Below are 19,800 nucleotides of genomic sequence, written 5' to 3'. Positions count from 1 at the left end.
ACTTGGCGGCCTGGGCGTCTTGGCGGTTCTCATTTCGTCATGGTACATTCAATACACGTTTGGACCCGCGAAACAAGCCCTCCGAGGTAATCGAACGATGGAAAAGGCTGCCGGCCCGTTGGTGGGCATCGTCATCGGGAGCAAATCGGATTGGGAAACGATGCGGCACGCGGCCGAAACGCTCAAGCAATTTGGCGTGCCGCACGAGTCGCTCGTTGCTTCCGCGCATCGCACTCCGCAGCGCGTCTCCGATTTCGTCACTTCTGCCGCCGGCCGCGGGATCGAGGTGCTGATTGCCGCGGCGGGCGGGGCAGCGCATCTGCCGGGCGTCGTCGCCGCGCTCACTCTGATACCGGTCCTCGGCGTGCCGATGGAAAGTCAATCGCTCAAGGGATTGGACTCGCTGTTGTCGATCGTGCAGATGCCGGCTGGAATCCCAGTCGGCACGTTGGCGATCGGCAAGCCGGGGGCCATCAACGCCGCGCTCTTGGCGATCGCGATCCTCAGCAACTCACGGCCCGAGCTGCGCGAGAAGCTCCGCGAGCATCGCGCCGCGCAAGCCGCCAAGATCGAAGCCGAGAAGCTGGATTGAGCAACTTGCACCACTAGCCCGACGCGCGAGCGAGGGAATGCGAACGGGTCCCTGGCTCGCGCGTCGGGCTAGTGTGCTGTGCGCATCGCGCATAAAAAGGCCCAGGCACTTTGTGCCTGGGCTTGCTTGCTGACTGTTCATCCATTGCGGAACGCTTTACAGCGCCCGGAAGAAGTTGCGGACCGGCTCACCCGGCACGTAAACTCTCGGCCGCACGTAAACCGGCGCATAACCGGCGACGTAGGGCGTCGGAGCATAATACGCACTGACCGGCGCCGGTGCGTAATAACTCGTCACCGGGGCTGGAGCGTAATAGGCAGTCGTCGCCGGAGCGTAGTACGCGGTTGTCGCCGGAGCGTAGTAAGTCGTCGTGGGAGCATAGTAGCTCGTCATGGGCGGGGCGTAATAGGCCGTTGTCGGTGCGTAATAGGTCGTGACCGGCGCCGGAGCATAATAGGCCGTCGTCACGGGGTAGTTCGCGACCACCGGCGCGGAGACCGTCGGCGCGTAATAGCTTGAATAGATCACTTCCTGCGCCGCGGTCGGCCTACTGATTGCCAAGGTCGCAAACGCGCACACGCCCGCCGCAAACATACCAAGTAGCCGACTCATAAAATATCTCCTCTGCGGGATTGACGGATTCGCCTGAGCCTCTTGCCAACTCAATTATGTCACTCCCTGCCGGGAGCGGCAAGCAACCGCCGCGCGCATTTTGCCTGAAAAGTCGCTATAAGCCTCATAAGCTGTCCGGTTTAGGAAGACTGCGCAGCCGCCGAGAGGCGGTTTCCTTCAAGTTTGTCACGCGAGTCGCGGTTGAATATATTCATGCTTGTCCCATCCCACCGAGACACATCAGTCCGTAGAGCTTCTTCATGACAATCGCGAGTCGCGTCTCAATATCTGCGGTACTACTCGCCGCGCTGGCAAATCATTCAACCGTTGATGCCGCCGACGCGACGACTCGCTCCGGTGCGATCGATCATGATCCGGCCAAGGCGACGAGCTATCTGGATGCCGCCGAAGGGCTCGAGGTGACGCTCTTCGCCTCGGAGCCGATGATGACCAACCCGACCGACATGGATATCGACGCCCAGGGGCGGGTCTGGATTTGCGACGTGCAAAACTATCGGGGCCATAATGGGCTGCGCAAGGCGGGCGACCGCATCCTGATCCTCGAAGACACCAAGGGGGAAGGGAAGGCCGACAAGGCGACCACCTTCTATCAAGGTCGCGACGTCGACGCGGCCTTGGGCGTGTGCGTCCTCGGCGACAAAGTGATCGTTTCCTGCACGCCGAATGTTTTCGAGTTCACGGGCGACGGCCACGACAAAGCCGCCAAGAAGGAAGTGCTCTTCAAGAACCCCGGTCAGCCGCAGCACGATCATGGGGCGCATGCCTTCGTGTTCGGCCCGGATGGCAAACTGTATTGGAACATGGGCAACGTCGGCCAGCGCGTCCACGACAAGAATGACAAACCGATCATTGATCTCGAAGGGAATGAGGTGGACGACCGTGGCCGGCCGTATCGCCAGGGAATGGTCTTCCGCTGTAATCCGGACGGCAGCCAATTCGAGGTGCTGGCCCACAACTTTCGCAACAACTACGAAGTAGCGGTCGACAGCTTTGGCACACTCTGGCAATCCGACAACGACGACGATGGCAACCGCGGCTGTTGCATCAACTATGTAATGGAGCACGGCAACTTCGGCTACACCGACGAAATGACCGGCGCCAGTTGGGGCATCCCGTATCTCGGCCAGCCCAACGAGATTCCGCTCCGGCACTGGCATCTCACCGATCCGGGCGTCGTCCCGAACCTGCTGCAAACCGGCGCCGGGGCGCCAGCGGGCATCCTCGTCTACGAAGGAGACCTGCTTCCAAAGGTGTTTCAGAATCAGGTGATTCACACCGACCCTGGGCGGAACATCGTCCGTGCGTATCCGGTGACGACCGACGCGGCGGGCTTTAAGGCCCGGATCGTCGATATTCTCGGGAGCACGCGCAACCAATGGTTCCGGCCGTGCGATGTTTGCGTTGCTCCGGATGGCTCGCTGTTTGTCGCCGATTGGTACGATCCGGGGGTCGGAGGGCACGCCCAGGCCGACACCGACCGCGGCCGCATCTTCCGCATCGCCCCGAAGGGAAGCAAATACATCGTGCCGGAATTCGATTTCGAAACGATCGACGGCGCGATCGAGGCACTCAAGAACCCCTGCCTCGCCGTGCGCTACCTGGCCTGGACCAAACTGCACGACGCCGGCGCGCAGGCCGAACCGGCCCTCGTGAAACTGTTTCAATCCGACAATCCGCGCTATCGGGCGCGAGCGCTTTGGCTCTTGAGCAAGCTCGAAGGTCGCGGGCCCACGCATATTGAGGCGGCGCTCGGGGATGCCAATCCCGATATCCGGATCACGGCGCTGCGGGCGGCGCGCGAGCTGAATCTCGACGTGATCCCGTTGGTCGCGAAGGTCGTCGACGATTCATCGCCGCAAGTTCGTCGCGACGCGGCAATTGCCTTGCGGCACAGCAAATCTCCGGCGGCAGCCAACCTGTGGGCTGAGTTGGCAATGCAGCACGACGGCAAGGACCGTTGGTATCTCGAAGCGCTCGGGATCGGCGCGGATAAGCAATGGGACACCTATTTCGCCGCGTGGCTCAAGAAGGCTGGCGATGACTGGACGAGCCTCGCCGGGCGCGACATTGTTTGGCGTAGCCGGGCGAAGGGGGCGCTGCCGCTCCTGGCGAAGCTGATTCTCGATCGTTCGACGACGCTCGAGGAACGAGTTCGTTACTTCCGGGCGTTCGATTTCCACACCGACCCGTCGAAGCAAGACGTGCTCGTCGGTCTGCTCGGCGCCAATCATCCCGATCAAGCGGCGATCGGCGCCTTGGCTCTCAGGCAGTTGCACGGCGCGCGGCCGGATTCGCCGCAGTTCACGATGGCGCTCGCGAGGACGCTCGACGCTGCCCGCGGGACGGACCAATTCCTCGATCTGGTGATGACATACGATATCCGCGATCGGGCCGATGAACTCATGGCGATGGCGCTCGCCGATTCAAGCGGCACGCGCGGCGTGAAGGCAGCGCAGTATCTCTTGCGCAGCGGTGAGAACGACCACTTTCGGAAATCGTTGGCAGGCGACGACGCCACGGCTGAAAAGCTACTGACCCTGCTCGGGCTGACGCAGGAGCCGTCGGCTATCGATCTGATTTTGCCGCTCGTTCTGGACCCTAAGCGGAGCCAAACGCTGCGGAGCGCCGGCGTCCGTGCGCTGGGTCATAGCCGCCTGGGGGAGCAAGCGATCTTGAATCTCGCCGCCAAGGGCAAGATCACGGTCGAGCTGCAATATGCTGCTGCGAAAGTGCTGCAAGCTGCGAGCGATAGCGGCATCCGCGCCGAGGCCGCCAAATATCTCAAGCTCCCCGAGCCGGCCGGCGGAAAACCGCTCCCGCCGCTATCGGCGCTGCTCAAGCGCCGCGGGAACGTCGAGCACGGAAAGGCCGTGTTCAACACCACCGGCACTTGCGCCAAGTGCCACGCGATCAACGGCATCGGCAAAGACGTCGGGCCAAACCTCTCCGAGATCGGCGGCAAGTTTCCCAAAGACGCTCTCTACGAATCGATCCTCTTTCCGAGCGCCGCGATCGCCCACAACTTCGAGACCCATCGCCTTGAATTGCAAAATGGCAATGTGGTGCAAGGGATCATCGTGAGCGAAACGGCCGATTCGATCTCGATCAAGACGATCGAGGCGATCGTCCAGACCTACAAGAAGACCGACATCGCCGATAACACGGAGGTCAAGGTTTCTCTCATGCCGGCCGACCTGCAAAAGCTGCTGACCGTGGACGATCTGGTCGACGTGGTCGAGTACCTAACGACCTGCAGGCCGGCAAAATGAATCCCGCTTTGATGCCCGAAGCTCGCTGGGACGCCTTCCGCCGCCAGATGCCGGCCGCGGCCGAGTGGGCTTACTTCGATCATGCCGCAGTCGCCCCGCTTCCGGCTCCCGCTGCCGCGGCGATGATCGCCTGGGCGCGCGAGGCGGCGGCGCTCGGGGGCGCCGGCTGGCTCGAGTGGAAGGCCGTGCGCGAGGCATTGCGGGCTCGTGCCGCGCGGCTGGTCGGCGCCGACGTGGAAGAAATCGCCCTGGTCCGCAGCACGACCGAAGGGATCAACCTGGTGGCCGAGGGTTTTCCTTGGCGGGCGGGCGACAACGTTGTCACGCTCGCCGACGAATTCCCCTCGAATCTTTATCCGTGGATGAATCAGGCCCGCCGCGGAGTGGAAACCCGCCGCGTGCCGACCGACGACGGCCGCGTCGATCTCGATCGGCTCGCCGACGCTTGCGACGAGCGAACGCGAGTCGTTTCCATTAGTTGGATTGGATACGCGAGCGGCTGGCGAAACGACATCGGCGCGGTGGCCGAAATTGCGCATCGGCGGGGCGCACTCTTCTTTCTCGACGCGATTCAGGGGCTCGGCGCCCTTCCGCTCGACGTCCGCCGCAGCGCAGTCGATTTCTTCGCTGCTGACGGTCACAAATGGCTGCTGGGGCCCGAGGGGGCCGGGCTGTTCTACATTCGCCGCGAGCACCTCGACCGGCTCCAACCGATCGGCGTCGGCTGGAACAGCGTCGCTCATTCGTCCGACTTCACGCACATCGAGCTGAAATTCAAAAACTCAGCCGCGCGCTTCGAAGGGGGCTCGTCGAACATGGTCGGCTTCGCCGGGCTGAACGCCAGCCTGGAATTGCTGATGAGCCTCGACATCGCCACGATCGGCGAACGGATTCTCGCCGTCACCGATCTGGCCTGCCGCCGACTGATCGAGGCCGGGGCGACGATTGCCAGCCATCGCGAACAACCCGAGCATTTGTCCGGCATCGTGCTCTTCGATTGGCCCGGCCGCGACCCGCAATTCATCCGCCGCCAGTTATTCGACCGCAAGATTCTCCTCAGCGCCCGCGCCGGCAAACTCCGCATCAGCCCACATGCTTATTGCAACGAGGCCGATATCGAGCGGCTCGTTGAGGAACTGAAAGCGTGCCCGTCAGTACAGCCGACCAGTTAGTCAACTTCGTCGCAGCGTCGTGAATCAAATCACGGGCTGGTTGACAGGTTGATAACTCACCTCACCGACGATCTGCCCGAAACGATGCGCGAGCGACTGTGCCATTCTCAGCCCTCAACCCATAGTCGGCCCTCTTGGAGCGGCACGCGGTGTTTACGGTTCTTCCATTTGATGTTCCGCGACCGCGTCTTCTCGAATCGCCATGCATCGAACCCGCCCGCTTTGGCCAGTTCGCCGAGCCACGGCACGACCGGCACGTAGACCCCATACGGCGCAGAATCTCCAATAACGAAGCAGACTTTTGCACCCGATGCGCAAACGCGACGGAGCGCCTTCCATGCTAGCGCGAGGTCCCGAAAATAGCAGGCCACCATGAGGTGGTAGGTTTTCTTGCCTCCTTTCGTCTTGCGGATCTCGGCCAACTGCTCGCAGATGCTCGATAGTTCTTGCCGAATCGGTTCCAGTTCCGGAGTCGCCAAGACTTCGGAGAGCTTCACCGACCGTTCCGGAACATGCTGAGTGCATGACCGAACCAAACGCTCTCGGACCGCGCCCTGCAGATCGCTCCAACCGTTGATCTCGCGGAAGAACGACATTTCCAATCGCGTTGCATCCGCGTAATCGTAATTGTTCGGATAGGGAGGAGATGTGACGACGAGGTTCGCGAATCCGTCAGGCACCGTGTCGCAGGTTCGGGCATCACCCTGAACGAATTTCGCCCTCGGGCCGATCGTAGAGTGACCTTCGAGCATATCTCGATAGATCATTCGCGCGCAGGCATTGAAGGCCGAACGAGCGTCGTGGACCGATCGCTTCTGTTTCCGCGGCAAGATGTATTGCCATTGCGCCGTCCCCGCTTGAGAGGTCTTGCGCAGGATTGCCACGAGTGTGAGCCAAGCGAGTTCCGAGGCGGGTGAATCGTCCTTCACAATCGAATAGGCCTGCCGCAATACGTCGAGTTCGGCCAGGGTTTCGTCACTGTAGCATTTATAAATCAAGGGGGGATAACCATCTCGACATGGCGTCAGGCCGTCGGCGGTCTTGCGCAACTGAGCGATCTTTTGCTGATACGCTTCGGGATCGGATCGCCACGCCAACTTGGCTCGGGCGATTCGGCAAACAAACGGATGGGCCTCGACGCCCAATCCTTCCATGCCGCAAGCCTCTGCCGCGAGCAGGGTCGTCGCTGATCCGGCAAATGGGTCGAAAACTCGCACGCTGCCTCGCGCTGCCGCCTGTCGAATCACCGTTTCGACCCATGTCGCCGAAAAGCCGGCGCTGTATCGGAACCAGCAATGCACCGGGAGCGACATGTTATCGACAAACGTCGAAGACGCAGCATCTGACACCGATGCGTCGGCCGAGGGATTCGCAAACAGGAGTGCTTGTTTGGGCGCTGACATCGATGGCTCCAAAACGATTCAAGCAATTCACCGCCCATTCTAACCATTTGTTCACTTATCGTGAACCCACCGAATCGTCAGCTAGAATAACCAACTGGCGCTTTGTGTTTCCAAGGCAACCCAGCCTGCCTCAAACTGTCGATTGCCCTCCCATGACCGCCTCCGATTCGCGAGTTGCCGTGTATACCGGCTCGTTTGATCCCGTCACGCTTGGGCATTTGAATGTGATCGAGCGGGCGAGTCGGTTGGTGGATCGATTGATCGTCGGGGTCGGGGTGAATATCGAGAAGCAAGCCCTGTTCACTCCCGACCAGCGCGTCGAGTTGATTTGCCAGGCGACCGGCCATCTCAAGAACATCGAGGTGCGGCAGTTCAGCGGGCTGGCGGTGCATTTCGTCCGCCAATGCGGGGCGCGGGTGTTGCTCCGCGGCGTGCGGTCGCTCACCGACATCGAAAGCGAATTCACGATGACGCTTGCCAATCGGAAGCTCGACGCCGGGATCGAGACGGTCTTCCTCATGGCCGACGAGCAATTCACCCACGTCTCCAGCTCGCTCTTGAAGCAGATCACTCCGCTGGCGAGCGATGAGGAACTGACCCGCTTCGTCCCGCAGATCGTGATCCGCGAATTGAGAAAGAAGTTTCCGCCGGACTAGCGACAAGTAGAAGCGGCGTCTCACCGCTTGACTTCGCGCGGCGAGACCCCGCGTCTACGTGCCGTGTCACCAGCGGTTTAATTCTTCTCCGCCCCGCGGCCGTCTTCTTTGTTGAGATGGGCGCGGAGATAGCGGGCCCGTTCGATGTTGCGGTCGGCCGTGTCGAGTTCCACGCCGCGGAGCTTTTGCAGATGGGCCGGCTGCGTGTGGATGAATAGCCCGTTCAAGTCGGGGATTCGCAGATCGGGTATTAACCCCAGATTAACCCCCATCCGCACTCGGGAGAGCAGGTGCATCGTCTCTTCGGAGCTGATCGTCTGCGCGGTGCGGAGGATGCCGTAAGCCCGGCTCACCTGGTCATGCAGCGTTTCCTGGCTTTCCTTGACGAGAAACTCTCGCGCCCGCCGTTCGTAGTCGATGAGCACGGGAACGACGTCGCCGACTTGTTGCACGAGTTCCGCCTCGGTCCGCCCGAGCGTGATCTGATTGGAAATCTGATAAAAATCCCCCATCGCCTGCGAGCCTTCTCCATAGAGGCCCCGCACGGCGAGGCTGATCTTTTGTAAGCTGCGGAACACTTTCTCGATCTGTTTGGTGATCACCAGCGCCGGCAGATGGAGCATGACGCTCACGCGCACCCCCGTGCCGACGTTCGTCGGGCAGGCCGTCAAGTAGCCGAGCCGCGGATGGAAGGCGTAAGTGACGCGCTGCTCGATCAGATCGTCGACTCGATTGATTTGCTCCCAAGCGCCCTGCAAATCCAAGCCGCTGTGCATGCACTGGATTCGCAGATGATCTTCCTCGTTGATCATCAAGCTAATCTGCTCGAGCGGGTCGATCGCGACGCCGCGGGCCCCGTGGCTTTCCGCGTGCTCGCGGCTGATGAGCTGCCGCTCGACGAGAAACTGCCGGTCGATGCCGTCCAACTCGTTGACGTTGATGTATTGCAGCTCGCCGGAAGCTTGGATTTGCAGAATCCGTTCGCGGAGCATCCGCTCGATTTCGGCGCGGTCTTGCTCGCCCGCCCGGCTGATGAAGGGAAATTCGGCCAGGTTCCGTGCCAAGCGGATGCGGCTGCTCATGACGATATCGGACTCGGGCCCGCTGGCCCGCAGCCATTCGCCCATCGTATTGGTTAGATCGCTGAGATTCACGGCATGTCGAGCTTAGATCGCCAAGAAGGCAGGAACCGCGGATAAACGCAGCATCATTCGTCGGTGGATTCCTCGACGCGGCGGATTTGATCGCGAAGCTGGCCGGCCCGCTCGTAGTCTTCCTGACCGATCGACTCTTTCATCTCACGGCGCAGGCGGATCAGCTCGGTTTTGTGGTGCGTGCCGCCGGCAAACCGTTTGGGACGCTTTCCCGTGTGGACCGTCTCGCCGTGAATGTTGGCGATCAGCGGCTCGAGTTCTTTCTCGAAGAAGATGTAATCGTGCGGGCAACCGAGCCGGCCCTGGTTGCGGAACTCGTAAAAGGTGATACCGCAGACGGGACAGGCCTTCTTGTCGAGCTTCTCCAACTCCTCCGCAGTCTGCCCGACCGCCAATTGCTGAGCGAGCGCGCCCGCGAGACTCGGCGCCGCGCCCGACTCGCTTTCACCCTGGGTCAGATATTGACGGGCGTGCTCCTCGCACAGGTGGAGTTCCTGATGCTTGCCCCCCTCCAACTCTGTGATGTGAAAAGTGGCTTGCTTTTCGCACTTCTGACACTTCATGGAACCCCTTCTCCGGGGACTGCCCCCTTTTGCTCCGCACTCCCTCTTTCTCTCTCGCCCTAGACGGAAGAATGCTCGAAGAACGTCACGACACAGCAAGAAGGGGACTGTCCCCTTCCCTGCGGCCTAGGGCCAGAATGCCAGTGGGATTCTAACAGCATGACCGCGCGTGTCAAGGACAACACCGCTTAGCCGCGCAGACCTAACCTGAACGGCCTTAAATAGATCGAATGCGCGGCGCGGCCAGCCGTCGATTGCCGCAAGGGTCATCGACCGACGGCCAGAGGTCGTCGCTTGCGTCGCCGAAAAGTAGCCGAATTCGCCAGAATTCCGAACTCGTCCGCAGGCTCGGTGGCGGATGTGGGCAGGCGGTTTGTGCGGTCAGATGCTGCCTGGCGGCCGCGCGGTCGCTCGATACATCGTGCGGCGAGTGCGAATCTGTCCGGCATGATAAAGATCGTGCATGAGCATGATCCAGAAGAAGTGCGCCGCCGACTTCCCGTGATTAGTCGGAATCGGCTGTTCCAACGCCTCGTCGGAGCACGACTCCAGACACTCGGTCAATATGCGCTGCGATTGCTCCAGCAACTTGACCGCCTCACTAATGCCGGCTGCGATGCCGGATCCCCACGCCGCGCCGCAAGGAAACTCCGCCGGCAAATCGGCTGAATCGCCATTGTCGTCTACATACTCGTCGACGATCACCATCGTCCGGCCGAATCCCCGGCAACAATACCGCGACTTCGCCCAGGCAATATGCCGCACGAGCTGCTCAATGCTCGGCGTCGATTCATCAGGAAGCCAAGACGCTTCTTCCTGCGTGATACCATCGAGAGAGGCCATGAGCGGCATATCCGGCCTGCCGCGAAACGCCTCTGCCGTCTGCTTGACTAAAAGCTGCTTCGCGCTGAGCACGATTTACGACTCCATTGGATCCGTTGCTGGTGCCTCACCCGTGGCGACCTATGAGACGCTGTCCACAAATGCAGGCTAATTGTCGTTGAGTCGAATCGTTGCTATCTTGTTGATCGTGCATTATCCCGACTTCGACAAGTTTGCAAAGCTGGCCGGCAATGCCCGGCTGGTGCCTGTCTACCGGCGGATCATGGCCGATTGCCTGACGCCGGTCTCCGCCTTTCACAAGCTGGATAAGGGACCTTGCGCTTGCTTGTTCGAAAGCGTGGTGGGCGGCGAGAAGGTCGGGCGATACAGCTTCCTTACCGCCGATCCGTTCATGCAGATCGAGGCCCGCGGGCAGCGGATCACGATCGTCACGCCGCAGGGGACCGATGTCTTCGAATCGGCCGACCCGCTGGCTGAATTGAAGCGGCGCGTCGATGAGCTGCGAGCGGAGCGGCTCCCTGAGTTGCCGCCGTTCATTAGCGGCGCGGTGGGATACGCGGGCTACGACGTGGTGCGCTACGTCGAGCATCTGCCGAACGCGCCTGCCGATGATCGCCACCTGCCCGATTTGGCGTTCGCCTTCTACGATCGGATGGTGGTATTCGACAATATCAATAAGACGGTCGTCGTGGTGGCAATGGCCCGTCTCGACGGGACCGATCCGGCCACTGCTTATGCCGCCGCCTGCCGCCGCGTGGACGAGATGGTCGCGGAGTTGGCGGCGCCCGGCTCCGATTTGCCCGTGGCCGACATCGACACTTCCGGCGATCCACAAATCCCGAGCACGGCCAATTTCAGTCAGCCCGATTTCGAGCGGGCGGTCGAAAAATGTGTTGAATACATTCGGGCTGGCGATATTTTCCAGGTCGTGCTCAGCCAGCGGCTGGAGCTGGACATCATGGCCGATCCGTTTGAGATTTACCGCACGCTGCGGGTCGTGAATCCCAGCCCGTTCATGTTCTACCTGCGCACGCCGAGCGTCACGCTGGTGGGCAGCTCGCCTGAGGTGCTGGTACGGGTCGTGGACGGCCGGGTGACAGTTCGCCCGCTGGCGGGCACGCGGCGCCGCGGCCGCACCGAGGAGGAAGACAAGCGGCTCGCCGAGGAGTTGCTGGCCGATGAAAAGGAGCGAGCCGAGCACGTGATGCTCGTCGATCTGGGGCGCAACGACGTGGGCCGCGTCGCCCGCTATCGCTCGGTCGAAGTGACCGACACGATGACGATCGAGCGCTATAGCCACGTCATGCACATCACCTCGAACGTCACCGGCCAATTGGTCGAGGGAAAGGACGCTTTCGACGCCTTGCGAGCCTGCCTCCCGGCGGGCACTGTCTCGGGCGCTCCGAAAGTTCGCGCCATGCAGATCATCGACGAACTGGAGCCGCATCGCCGCGGGCCCTATGCCGGGGCGGTCGGCTACATCGACTACAGCGGCAACATGGACACCTGCATCGCCCTGCGAACGATCGTCGTGCAAGGGCGCAAGGCTTACGTGCAAGTCGGGGCCGGGATCGTCGCCGACAGCCAGCCGGCCGCCGAATATCAAGAGACCTTGAACAAAGCCCGCGGTCCGCTCAAGGCGATCGAACTCACGGAACGGCGGTTGCGCGAGCGAGAATCGAGCATCAGTTAATCAGCGTTACTCTCGATTGCACGGCGCGCCGATTCTCTTGACCGGGTCACTCGTTGCGAGTCGGCAAACGAACGCGCAATCTGGTAGGCGAATTTAAGTCCAGAACTCGCACGGTCGTTCGGCCGACCGCACTCGCGCCAATAATCCGCAAGCCATCCCAAGTAAAATGCTCGTCCCAATGTTGGCGGCGAGGGTCGAATAGCGGCGTGATTTGATTGGTTTCCGAATCGATGCCAGTGAGGTTGCTGCCTGATCGCCGCCGCCATGCTTGCGGGCGACGATGTGTTCGATCTGAAGCGGGATCAACGGCGCATCGATCTGACGCCGCTGGCAGTACTCACATGAATTGGCTGCCCTTTCGCGGACTGCGGCTCGAAGCTCGGGATCCATCGATCACGGCTCACAATGAGCAAGATAGAATCTTGCTTCCGCGCGTAAGACTGCGAGAAGATTGTCCGCTTCGATATAAGCTTCGTACTCGGCGCGCTCGGCGGCCAATAGCTCGCCTTCGTTGGCTTTATCGGCTAGGTCCGCAAGTCGATCGGCCAAGCCGGCATCGCCCTGTATTTCCGCGAACTGGCGGGTTTGCTCCGGCGTCAAGATGGCGAAAATCGGCACCGTGCCCCGATGAAATGCCTGATGAGATTCGCTAGCTATACTCATGCTCTAAGATTAGCGGATTTGGACGCCGGGGTCAAAAATCTTTCGCGTGACTCGACGCATCTATTCAATTAGAATGGCGATCCCCCGGACGGCGCGGCGGCCCTGGACGCCGCTGATTTCTTCGCATTCCATCCCACTTCTCCAAAATTGGAACTCCATCCCATGTCACGAATCATCAAATCTCGCATCGTATCGCTTGCATTGACCAGTTCTGTATCGATCGCACTCGCAGCCGGCTCCCGATCGTTCGCTGCCGACGAGCCCAAGGCACTGCCGGATCATCCAACCTTTGGCCGCATCGAGCGGCTCGATCCGCGGTTCGATGATTTGATCCCGAAGGATGCGAAGCTCGAAAAATTGGCACAGGGGTTCGCCTGGAGCGAAGGGCCGGTCTGGAATCGCAAGGAAGGCTATTTGCTCTTTTCCGACATCCCGCGAAATCGCGCGATGCAGTGGAAGGACGATTCGCTGCGCGTGTTTCTCGAGCCGTCGGGCTATACCGGCAAGACACCGCGCGGCGGCGAGGTCGGCTCGAACGCGCTGACCTATGATCACCAGGGCCGGCTCGTGCTTTGCCAGCATGGCGATCGGCGCGTCGTGCGGCTCGAAAAGGATGGCAGCTTCACCGTCATCGCCGACAAGTATCAAGGCAAGCGGCTCAGCAGCCCGAACGATCTCTGCTACAAATCGAATGGCGATCTTTATTTTACCGATCCGCCATACGGACTAGAAAGGAATTGGGCAGACCCGGCGCGAGAACTCGATTTCTGCGGCGTCTTCCGCGTCAAGCCTGATGGCAAGATCGATCTGATGACGAAGGAGTTGGCTCGGCCGAACGGCATTTGCTTCTCGCCCGATGAGAAGATTCTCTACGTCGGCACGAGCGACCCGCAGCAGCCAATCTGGAAAGCGTATGAAGTGAAAGCTGACGGTACGCTTGGCCCCGGCCGCGTCTTCTTCGACAGCAGCGAATGGGTCAAGCAGAATCAGCCGGGGCTGCCCGACGGCATGAAGTGCGACCGCAATGGCAACCTCTTCGCCACGGGGCCGGGCGGCTTGCATGTGTTCTCCCCCGACGGCACGCATCTCGGCCGGATCGACACCGGCGAGCGCACCGCCAATTGCAATTGGGGGGACGATGGCTCGACGCTCTACATCGCCGCCAACATGTACCTCTGCCGGATCAAGACCTCGACAAAAGGCAATGGTTGGTAGTGCCTTCTGCCGCTTGCTACTCGCGCGGCCCTCAGCCACAATGGCGGCTTGTGGCCTGCCCGACCATCCTGCCTAACGCTCATTTCACTCCAAGAGGTGCCCTCATGTCGTTCCGATTGATGAGTTTGATGTCGTTGCTGCTGTTGCCAGGATTAGTTGGCGTCGCCTGCGCGGCGCACGAAGCGTTCACCGATCCCGCCAAGGCGGGTCCCGATTTCGCCGTGCAAGGAGAATATGCGGGCGAATGTAAGATCGGGGAAGAAACCATGAAGATGGGCGCGCAAGTGATTGCTCTTGGCAATCACGAATTCGAGGCCACAGGATTCCACGGAGGTCTGCCCGGCGACGGCTGGTCGCGCGGCGACAAGAGCCAAAAGGGCAAGGGCAAAACCAATAGCGACGTCACGGAATTCAATGGCGAGCACGGCACGGGCACGATAAAGGATGGCACATTGACTATCAGCGACGAAAACGGCAACAAGATCGCCGACCTGAAGAAGGTCGAGCGCCAAAGCCCAACCCTTGGCGCCAAGTCGCCCGAGGGCGCCATCGTGCTGTTCGATGGCACCAGCGCCGATGCTTGGAAAAAGGGAAAGATTGTCGAGGGGAACCTGCTCTGGAATGGCGCGACGTCGAAGCAGGCGTTCGGCGATTTCACGCTGCACGTCGAATTCCGCTGCCCCTACATGCCGGACGCTCGCGGCCAGGCCCGCGGCAATAGCGGCGTTTATCTGCAAGACCGATACGAGGTGCAGGTGCTCGATTCGTTCGGCCTGGAGGGGAAGGACGACGATTGCGGCGGGATTTACAAGATCGCCCAGGAAAAGGTGAACATGAGTTTCCCGCCGCTTGCGTGGCAGACGTACGATATCGACTTCACCGCCGCCCGATTCGACGCTGAAGGCAAGAAGACCGGCAACGCCCGCACGACCGTCAAGCACAACGGCGTCGTTGTGCAAGACGATCTTGAGTTGCCTCATGTGACGCCGGGCGGTGCATTTGGCGACGAGAAGCCGGCCCAGGGCGCTAATATGACCAAGGGACCGATCTATTTGCAGGACCACGGCGGCGATCCGGTGGTGTTTCGCAACATCTGGGTCGTCGAGAAGAAATAATGCGGTTTGCGCACGGCGTTTGCTCTATCCGCAGTGCCGCACAATCTGAGCGAAACTTAGAATCCAGGGCTGCCCCGCGGCCGTTTTTGGATTAACATTGAGGAAGTCGGATGCCGATGTAATTGTCCGTTGAGATCGGTTTAGGTGGATTGACTTTGTATTCTGACACAAGCCTCTCTTCTAGTATTCCGTCGGAGGTGCCAACCCAATAGCGTAAGCCCGGATCAACACCGGCCAGTGCCTAGCACGGCCCGATCCGCGCTTTTCTCGCAGCGACTCCACCGTCGCAATCGAAGAGGGGTTTGACTAATGGCCGCGGCCGCTTGAGATATCAAGCGGCCGCGGTTTTTTATGCGCACACTCGACGTTGAATTTAAATCGCCCACCGCCAAGAGGAACGAGTGACTGGCCGCGGCCACGAAAACTAACGAGCCGAACCGCGATTGCCTGTTCTGGCAAGGCGCATAAAAAATGGACGCAGCCTCTTGCGACTCTTCTTCCCTCCGAAGAGGTTTACGAGTCGCATGAGCCACGTCCACTAGGATAATACTCATGTCCAGTTCGCCGGGCAAGCGATCGCAGAAAAGTTCTTGCGATCGAATGGAATGGCTCGCGGATTCGCGGAATTGCCGTCCAGATCCGCGACAATTCGGAAAGTCGGGCGGCGATTTGGAATCCTTGTAGATTCCGCTGCCGAATTCAGAGATCCGTTTCTTCCATTACCGCCACATACGGCAAGTTTCGATACGCGTCGCGATAGTCCAGCCCGTAGCCGACTACGAACTCGTTCGGGATCTCGAATGCCACGTGGTCGGGCTCCATGGAGACTGCCTTGCGGCCATGCTTGCGCAGCAAGACGACACTGCGAATGCTGGCCGGGCCTGCTCCGCGCAATTGGGCGACAAGCTGAGCGAGCGTGTTGCCCGTGTCGAAAATGTCGTCCACCAGCAGCACGTGCCGCCCGTGGATCTCGGGCATCATGCCCAAATCGACCCGCAGTGAGGCCGGCTCAGTCGCGGAACCGCGATAACTGCTCGTCTGAACCAATCCGATCCGCAGCGGCAAATCGAGCCGGCGAATCAGGTCGGCCAAAAGCACGATGCTGCCGTTGAGCACCCCAATGATCGTTAGCGCTTGGCCGGCATAAAACTCGCGGATTTCGGCGGCCAGACGATTGACCCCAGCTTCGATTTGTTCGGTCGTCAAGAGTCGCTTCATCGCGGCGGCTGTCCATTCATGAGAAAGACGAAATCGATTCGCCTAGCACCGGCCATTCTAAACCGAGCGAGGGTTGCCGCCCAGCGGTCCCGCCCGCACAATGAACTGCCGTCCTTTCGATTCGTTGGAGTCGTGCGAATGAGCATTGTCGAGGGAACTTGGAGCGCCGTCGAGATCGCCGGGCATCCGTGCGACGTTTACGAGCCGCCGCGGCGAAACGATCGCGGGTTCGCGGTGATTTATTTGCACGGGGTGCGGCTGACGCGGCTCGTCGACAATCGGGCCTTCACGGACGAATTCGCCCGGCACGGCCTGCCGGTGATCGCGCCGGTGACGGGCCGCAGTTGGTGGTCCGACCGGATTTGCCCGGACTTTGATCCGCGGCTCACGGCCGAACGGCATGTCGTGGCGAACGTGCTGCCATACGTCCAATCGCGGTGGAATGCCGCTCCGCCGCGCGTGGCGCTCTTAGGCACGAGCATGGGAGGGCAAGGAGCGCTGCGGCTGGCGTTCAAGCATGCGACGAAATTCCCGGTCGTTGCGGCCATCTCCCCGGCCATTGACTATCAGCTTCGCTGGGACGAAGGGGATGAGACACTGCCGACGATGTACGAAGATCGCGAAAGCGTCCGCCAAGACACGGCCACGCTGCACGTTCATCCTTTGAACTGGCCGCGGAACATTTGGTTCTGCTGCGACCCGGCCGACCACCGCTGGCACGAAAGCGCCGATCGCTTGCGGATGAAGCTCGCCGCGCTCGGAATCCCGCACGACCGCGATCTCGACACCACCGGCGGCGGCCACGGCTTTGACTACTACAACAAAATGGCGCCTGGCGCGATCAGCTTTATTGCCGAACGCCTGGATCGCGAGGACCGGCGGGTGTTGTGATGGAACACGATGCGTGAAGCTTCAGCGCTGAATTGATGGGTGCCATGATGGCCACTGCCCTGAGTGGCCGTGCCTCATTGCGGCTCATGACCACGCCGAGCCGTGGGCATGACACCCAACGTGTCAATACAGTTTTGAAGTTCGACTCGTCATTTAGAAGATGTTTGTGACTGTTTACTTCCTGCCGCCGAGCCCGGCCGATCCGCCGCTGGCGGCGCCGTGGTCGCGGCGGCGCGGGGCCGTGGCGAGTGGAAGAATCTTTGGCTCGGGGACCATCGGAAGGTGCGGGGCTGGGATCGACGCTGGGGCCGCGTCTTGCCGGGAATCGGCGGGCATGGCCACCGGCTCCTCCAGTGCCTTTGGCTTGAGCCACCATTTCGAGAAGAACCGGCCGAGCGGACCGGCGAGAATCGCGGGCGTGAGGACCAAGTCGGCCATCAGGCCGAACATCAGCAGCGTCAGCATCAACAGACCGAATCGCCGGGTGGGCATGAACGCGCTGATCCCGAAGGCCGCCAGCCCGAAGCCCACGACGAAATTGCTCTGGTACATGGCGGCGGCCGCATGCTCGTAGGCGAAGCGGGTGGCTTCGATCCGGTTCATGCCCATTCGCAGCGCGCGGCGGAACCAGGTGCCATAATGCACCGTGTCGTCCACGCAAACACCCATCGCCACTCCGGCCGTCATCATCGTGCCGATGTCGATGGGAATCCCCAGCCAGCCGAGCGATCCAAAAACGATCGCCACCGGCCAGACCGTGGGGATCATGGTGAGCAATCCGGCGCTCACGCTGCGGAAGTTGAGCGCCATCACCACGGCGATCATCACGAACGCCCAGCAGAAGCTCTCGACCAATCCGGAAAGGAGCGAGTGTTGTGCCTTATAGACGAGCGGCGTCAACCCGGTGTACGTGACGCCCGCGATGCCTTCCACGCCCTTCTCGTGCTCGGCGGCGATGATCGGCTCGACAACGTGCTTGATATCTTCGACAAACGCGCCGTAATCGACGTTCTTAAGCGCCGCCACGCGCACATTGATCCGCCACAACTCTTGCCCGTCGTCCTCGGCGAGATAATCCCCCTTGAGGAACTCATCGCGATGCTCGCTGAGCCGTTTATTGAGCACGGAGCGGTACGTACGCGCGCCGCCGAAGAGCCGCGAGCCGGCGCCGGCCATTTTGTTGCCGCCCTTGGGCGGACCGATGTCGATCGCGAAGGTCACGGCAGAAAGCGAGCTGCCGACATCCTTGAGCGTCTCGACCCTCTTTTGGATCCGCTGGACCAATTCCATCCGCTCGAGGAAACTGAGCTTGCAGTCTTTCTCATCCAACCGCAGGACGATTTCCATGGGAACGAGCGGACCGAGATGGTGCTCGAGCCAGGCATACGACTTGACGATCTCCGAATCCTTGGAGAAGAGGGCCATCAAGTTGACCGACGTGGTGACGCGCGTCAGCCCGAAGCCGACCACGACCATTGAAAGCAGGAAGAACGCCCAAATGGCCGCTTGATGCCCCGAGATCTTGTCGGCGATCCAGCGCATGCGGCGACGGTGGTTCTGCTGGCTTTCAGTGAGCACGATTTCGCGATCGGGATCGATCCGCTCGATCTTCGGTCCCCACAGCGTCAATGCCGAGGGGACATAGACATAAAGCAGCGCGAGCGTGCTCATCACGCCGAGCGCCGCGTAGAGCCCGAACTTATCGATCGGAGTGAGTTCGCTGGTGCACAGCGAGACGAGCCCCAGCGCCGCCGTGCCGGCGGAGAGCATGCAGGGGAGCCACGCCATCTTGAGGCCCCGGCTGGCGGCCCCTTCCATGCCGTATTTGGCGGCGTTGTGCCGCCAATAGTTGATGATGTGAATCGCCCCGGACATCCCCATCGTATAGACGATCGAGGGCATGTTCAGGAGGATCGAGTCCATGGTGTTGCCAGTGAAGGTGACGATTGCCAGGCTGATCGCCGCGCTATAGACGCTGGTGGCGATGACGATCGCCGTGAGCCGTTTGTTTTGCATGAACCACCACGACAGCCCGAGGCCGATCGCCCCCGACAGCCCGGCGAGGAGCAGCAGCATCCGCTCTCCTTCTTTGTCCAAGGCGACGTTGTCGACGGGCGGGCCGCCCATGTGGATCGCTTGCTTCGGCACTCCCGACTCGAGGGCCGCGTTGTAGATTCTTTCGACGGCCTTGCGCGGCAGTTCCTTGCCGGCGGGCGAGAGCGTGAGGATCGCGCAGGTGTTGTTCAGCTTCGGATCTGAGCCGATGATCGAGCCGCGGAGCCGCGAGGTGGCTTCCGCCTCGCCGAGGTTCAGCGGCGGCGACGTCATCTGCTCGATGGCGCTCGGGCCGCTGGTGAGCTTCGAGAACAGCTTGGGCCCCTTCTCGACGATTCCCAAGGCCGGATCGGGCATGAGCTTGGCCGTGAGAATCTTCAGCCGTTCGTCGTCCAGAGTGCAGCCGTCCCAGCTTATGAGCACGAATGTTTCATTCGTGAAATTCTTCTGAAACCACTTGTATTCGTCGGTCTCGCGATAGGAGGCGGGGAGCCATTCCTTGACGTCGTTGCGATTGCCGCGAAGCGTGATTTTCGCCCCCAACAAGATAACGGGCAACAGAAACGTCACCAGCATCAGCAGCTTGAGGGCATTGCGCGAGAAAAAAGTGTTTTTCATACGGCGACGTTCGGAGTGACGACGGCGGAGGAAAACCTATTCGAAGG

Annotated in this window: 16 protein-coding genes; 8 read left to right on the top strand and 8 right to left on the bottom strand. The window is 60.9% G+C overall.

The annotated features are described in order from the left end of the window. Positions 1-97 precede the first annotated feature (97 nt). On the top strand, positions 98-592 hold the full coding sequence (gene purE / locus VGY55_25070; protein HEV2973263.1) for a 5-(carboxyamino)imidazole ribonucleotide mutase: 495 nt from the start codon (positions 98-100) through the stop codon (positions 590-592). A 156-nt stretch (positions 593-748) separates the two neighbouring features. Here purE and VGY55_25065 read toward each other — a convergent pair whose 3' ends face one another. Beyond that, the gene (locus VGY55_25065) at positions 749-1,204 is read right to left on the bottom strand and encodes a hypothetical protein (protein HEV2973262.1); all 456 of its coding nucleotides are present in this window, start codon (positions 1,202-1,204) and stop codon (positions 749-751) included. 260 nt (positions 1,205-1,464) lie between these two features. Between VGY55_25065 and VGY55_25060 the strand changes: the two genes are divergently transcribed. Beyond that, complete coding sequence (locus VGY55_25060; GenBank protein HEV2973261.1) at positions 1,465-4,494, top strand: PVC-type heme-binding CxxCH protein; 3,030 nt, start codon at positions 1,465-1,467, stop codon at positions 4,492-4,494. A gap of 11 nt (positions 4,495-4,505) precedes the next feature. Beyond that, positions 4,506-5,666, top strand: coding sequence for an aminotransferase class V-fold PLP-dependent enzyme (locus tag VGY55_25055; GenBank protein ID HEV2973260.1), 1,161 nt, complete (start codon positions 4,506-4,508; stop codon positions 5,664-5,666). A 107-nt stretch (positions 5,667-5,773) separates the two neighbouring features. On the opposite strand, the gene VGY55_25050 is transcribed toward VGY55_25055, so the two are convergent. Then, positions 5,774-7,069 (bottom strand): DNA methyltransferase, encoded by a 1,296-nt coding sequence (locus tag VGY55_25050; protein ID HEV2973259.1) that lies wholly within the window; start codon positions 7,067-7,069, stop codon positions 5,774-5,776. 152 nt (positions 7,070-7,221) lie between these two features. Between VGY55_25050 and coaD the strand changes: the two genes are divergently transcribed. After that, positions 7,222-7,725 carry a pantetheine-phosphate adenylyltransferase gene (gene coaD, locus VGY55_25045; GenBank protein HEV2973258.1) on the top strand — a complete coding sequence of 168 codons (504 nt, stop codon included), beginning with the start codon at positions 7,222-7,224 and terminating at the stop codon, positions 7,723-7,725. Positions 7,726-7,802: 77 nt separating this feature from the next. Here the strand turns inward: coaD and VGY55_25040 are convergent, their stop codons facing one another. From VGY55_25040 to VGY55_25030, 3 genes are all read right to left on the bottom strand, one after another. Beyond that, positions 7,803-8,852, bottom strand: coding sequence for a protein arginine kinase (locus VGY55_25040; protein HEV2973257.1), 1,050 nt, complete (start codon positions 8,850-8,852; stop codon positions 7,803-7,805). Positions 8,853-8,932: 80 nt separating this feature from the next. Next, the gene (locus VGY55_25035) at positions 8,933-9,442 is read right to left on the bottom strand and encodes a UvrB/UvrC motif-containing protein (protein ID HEV2973256.1); all 510 of its coding nucleotides are present in this window, start codon (positions 9,440-9,442) and stop codon (positions 8,933-8,935) included. Between the two features lie 381 nt (positions 9,443-9,823). Next, positions 9,824-10,357 carry a DinB family protein gene (locus VGY55_25030; GenBank protein HEV2973255.1) on the bottom strand — a complete coding sequence of 178 codons (534 nt, stop codon included), beginning with the start codon at positions 10,355-10,357 and terminating at the stop codon, positions 9,824-9,826. Between the two features lie 115 nt (positions 10,358-10,472). Here VGY55_25030 and trpE point away from each other — a divergent pair, with 115 nt between their 5' ends. Further along, positions 10,473-11,978 (top strand): anthranilate synthase component I, encoded by a 1,506-nt coding sequence (trpE, locus tag VGY55_25025; GenBank protein ID HEV2973254.1) that lies wholly within the window; start codon positions 10,473-10,475, stop codon positions 11,976-11,978. Between the two features lie 393 nt (positions 11,979-12,371). Here the strand turns inward: trpE and VGY55_25020 are convergent, their stop codons facing one another. After that, positions 12,372-12,578 (bottom strand): hypothetical protein, encoded by a 207-nt coding sequence (locus VGY55_25020; protein HEV2973253.1) that lies wholly within the window; start codon positions 12,576-12,578, stop codon positions 12,372-12,374. A 225-nt stretch (positions 12,579-12,803) separates the two neighbouring features. Here VGY55_25020 and VGY55_25015 point away from each other — a divergent pair, with 225 nt between their 5' ends. Further along, the gene (locus VGY55_25015; GenBank protein ID HEV2973252.1) at positions 12,804-13,856 is read left to right on the top strand and encodes an SMP-30/gluconolactonase/LRE family protein; all 1,053 of its coding nucleotides are present in this window, start codon (positions 12,804-12,806) and stop codon (positions 13,854-13,856) included. 104 nt (positions 13,857-13,960) lie between these two features. Next, the gene (locus tag VGY55_25010; GenBank protein HEV2973251.1) at positions 13,961-14,971 is read left to right on the top strand and encodes a DUF1080 domain-containing protein; all 1,011 of its coding nucleotides are present in this window, start codon (positions 13,961-13,963) and stop codon (positions 14,969-14,971) included. A gap of 699 nt (positions 14,972-15,670) precedes the next feature. Here the strand turns inward: VGY55_25010 and hpt are convergent. Continuing rightward, entirely contained in the window at positions 15,671-16,189 is a 519-nt protein-coding gene (gene hpt, locus VGY55_25005; GenBank protein HEV2973250.1) for a hypoxanthine phosphoribosyltransferase, read from the bottom strand. 138 nt (positions 16,190-16,327) lie between these two features. Here hpt and VGY55_25000 point away from each other — a divergent pair, with 138 nt between their 5' ends. Further along, the gene (locus VGY55_25000) at positions 16,328-17,080 is read left to right on the top strand and encodes an alpha/beta hydrolase-fold protein (GenBank protein ID HEV2973249.1); all 753 of its coding nucleotides are present in this window, start codon (positions 16,328-16,330) and stop codon (positions 17,078-17,080) included. A 174-nt stretch (positions 17,081-17,254) separates the two neighbouring features. On the opposite strand, the gene VGY55_24995 is transcribed toward VGY55_25000, so the two are convergent. Further along, on the bottom strand, positions 17,255-19,753 hold the full coding sequence (locus VGY55_24995; protein HEV2973248.1) for an MMPL family transporter: 2,499 nt from the start codon (positions 19,751-19,753) through the stop codon (positions 17,255-17,257). Between the last annotated feature and the right edge of the window lie 47 nt (positions 19,754-19,800).

The sequence above is a fragment of the Pirellulales bacterium genome (genome assembly GCA_035939775.1).
Classification (GTDB): domain Bacteria; phylum Planctomycetota; class Planctomycetia; order Pirellulales; family DATAWG01; genus DASZFO01.
Note: the sequence above shows the minus strand (reverse complement) of the source record. Positions and strands in the feature narration are given on the sequence as shown.

Bases quoted from the DNA above. Each gene is read 5' to 3' on its own strand.
- VGY55_25065 (HEV2973262.1), bottom strand. From the start codon at position 1,204: ATGAGTCGGCTACTTGGTATGTTTGCGGCGGGCGTGTGCGCGTTTGCG.
- VGY55_25035 (HEV2973256.1), bottom strand. From the start codon at position 9,442: ATGAAGTGTCAGAAGTGCGAAAAGCAAGCCACTTTTCACATCACAGAG.
- VGY55_25015 (HEV2973252.1), top strand. From the start codon at position 12,804: ATGTCACGAATCATCAAATCTCGCATCGTATCGCTTGCATTGACCAGT.
- VGY55_25010 (HEV2973251.1), top strand. From the start codon at position 13,961: ATGTCGTTCCGATTGATGAGTTTGATGTCGTTGCTGCTGTTGCCAGGA.
- VGY55_25060 (HEV2973261.1), top strand. From the start codon at position 1,465: ATGACAATCGCGAGTCGCGTCTCAATATCTGCGGTACTACTCGCCGCG.
- hpt (HEV2973250.1), bottom strand. From the start codon at position 16,189: ATGAAGCGACTCTTGACGACCGAACAAATCGAAGCTGGGGTCAATCGT.
- VGY55_25040 (HEV2973257.1), bottom strand. From the start codon at position 8,852: ATGGGCGAATGGCTGCGGGCCAGCGGGCCCGAGTCCGATATCGTCATG.
- VGY55_24995 (HEV2973248.1), bottom strand. From the start codon at position 19,753: ATGAAAAACACTTTTTTCTCGCGCAATGCCCTCAAGCTGCTGATGCTG.
- VGY55_25055 (HEV2973260.1), top strand. From the start codon at position 4,506: ATGCCCGAAGCTCGCTGGGACGCCTTCCGCCGCCAGATGCCGGCCGCG.
- VGY55_25050 (HEV2973259.1), bottom strand. From the start codon at position 7,069: ATGTCAGCGCCCAAACAAGCACTCCTGTTTGCGAATCCCTCGGCCGAC.
- VGY55_25000 (HEV2973249.1), top strand. From the start codon at position 16,328: ATGAGCATTGTCGAGGGAACTTGGAGCGCCGTCGAGATCGCCGGGCAT.
- purE (HEV2973263.1), top strand. From the start codon at position 98: ATGGAAAAGGCTGCCGGCCCGTTGGTGGGCATCGTCATCGGGAGCAAA.
- coaD (HEV2973258.1), top strand. From the start codon at position 7,222: ATGACCGCCTCCGATTCGCGAGTTGCCGTGTATACCGGCTCGTTTGAT.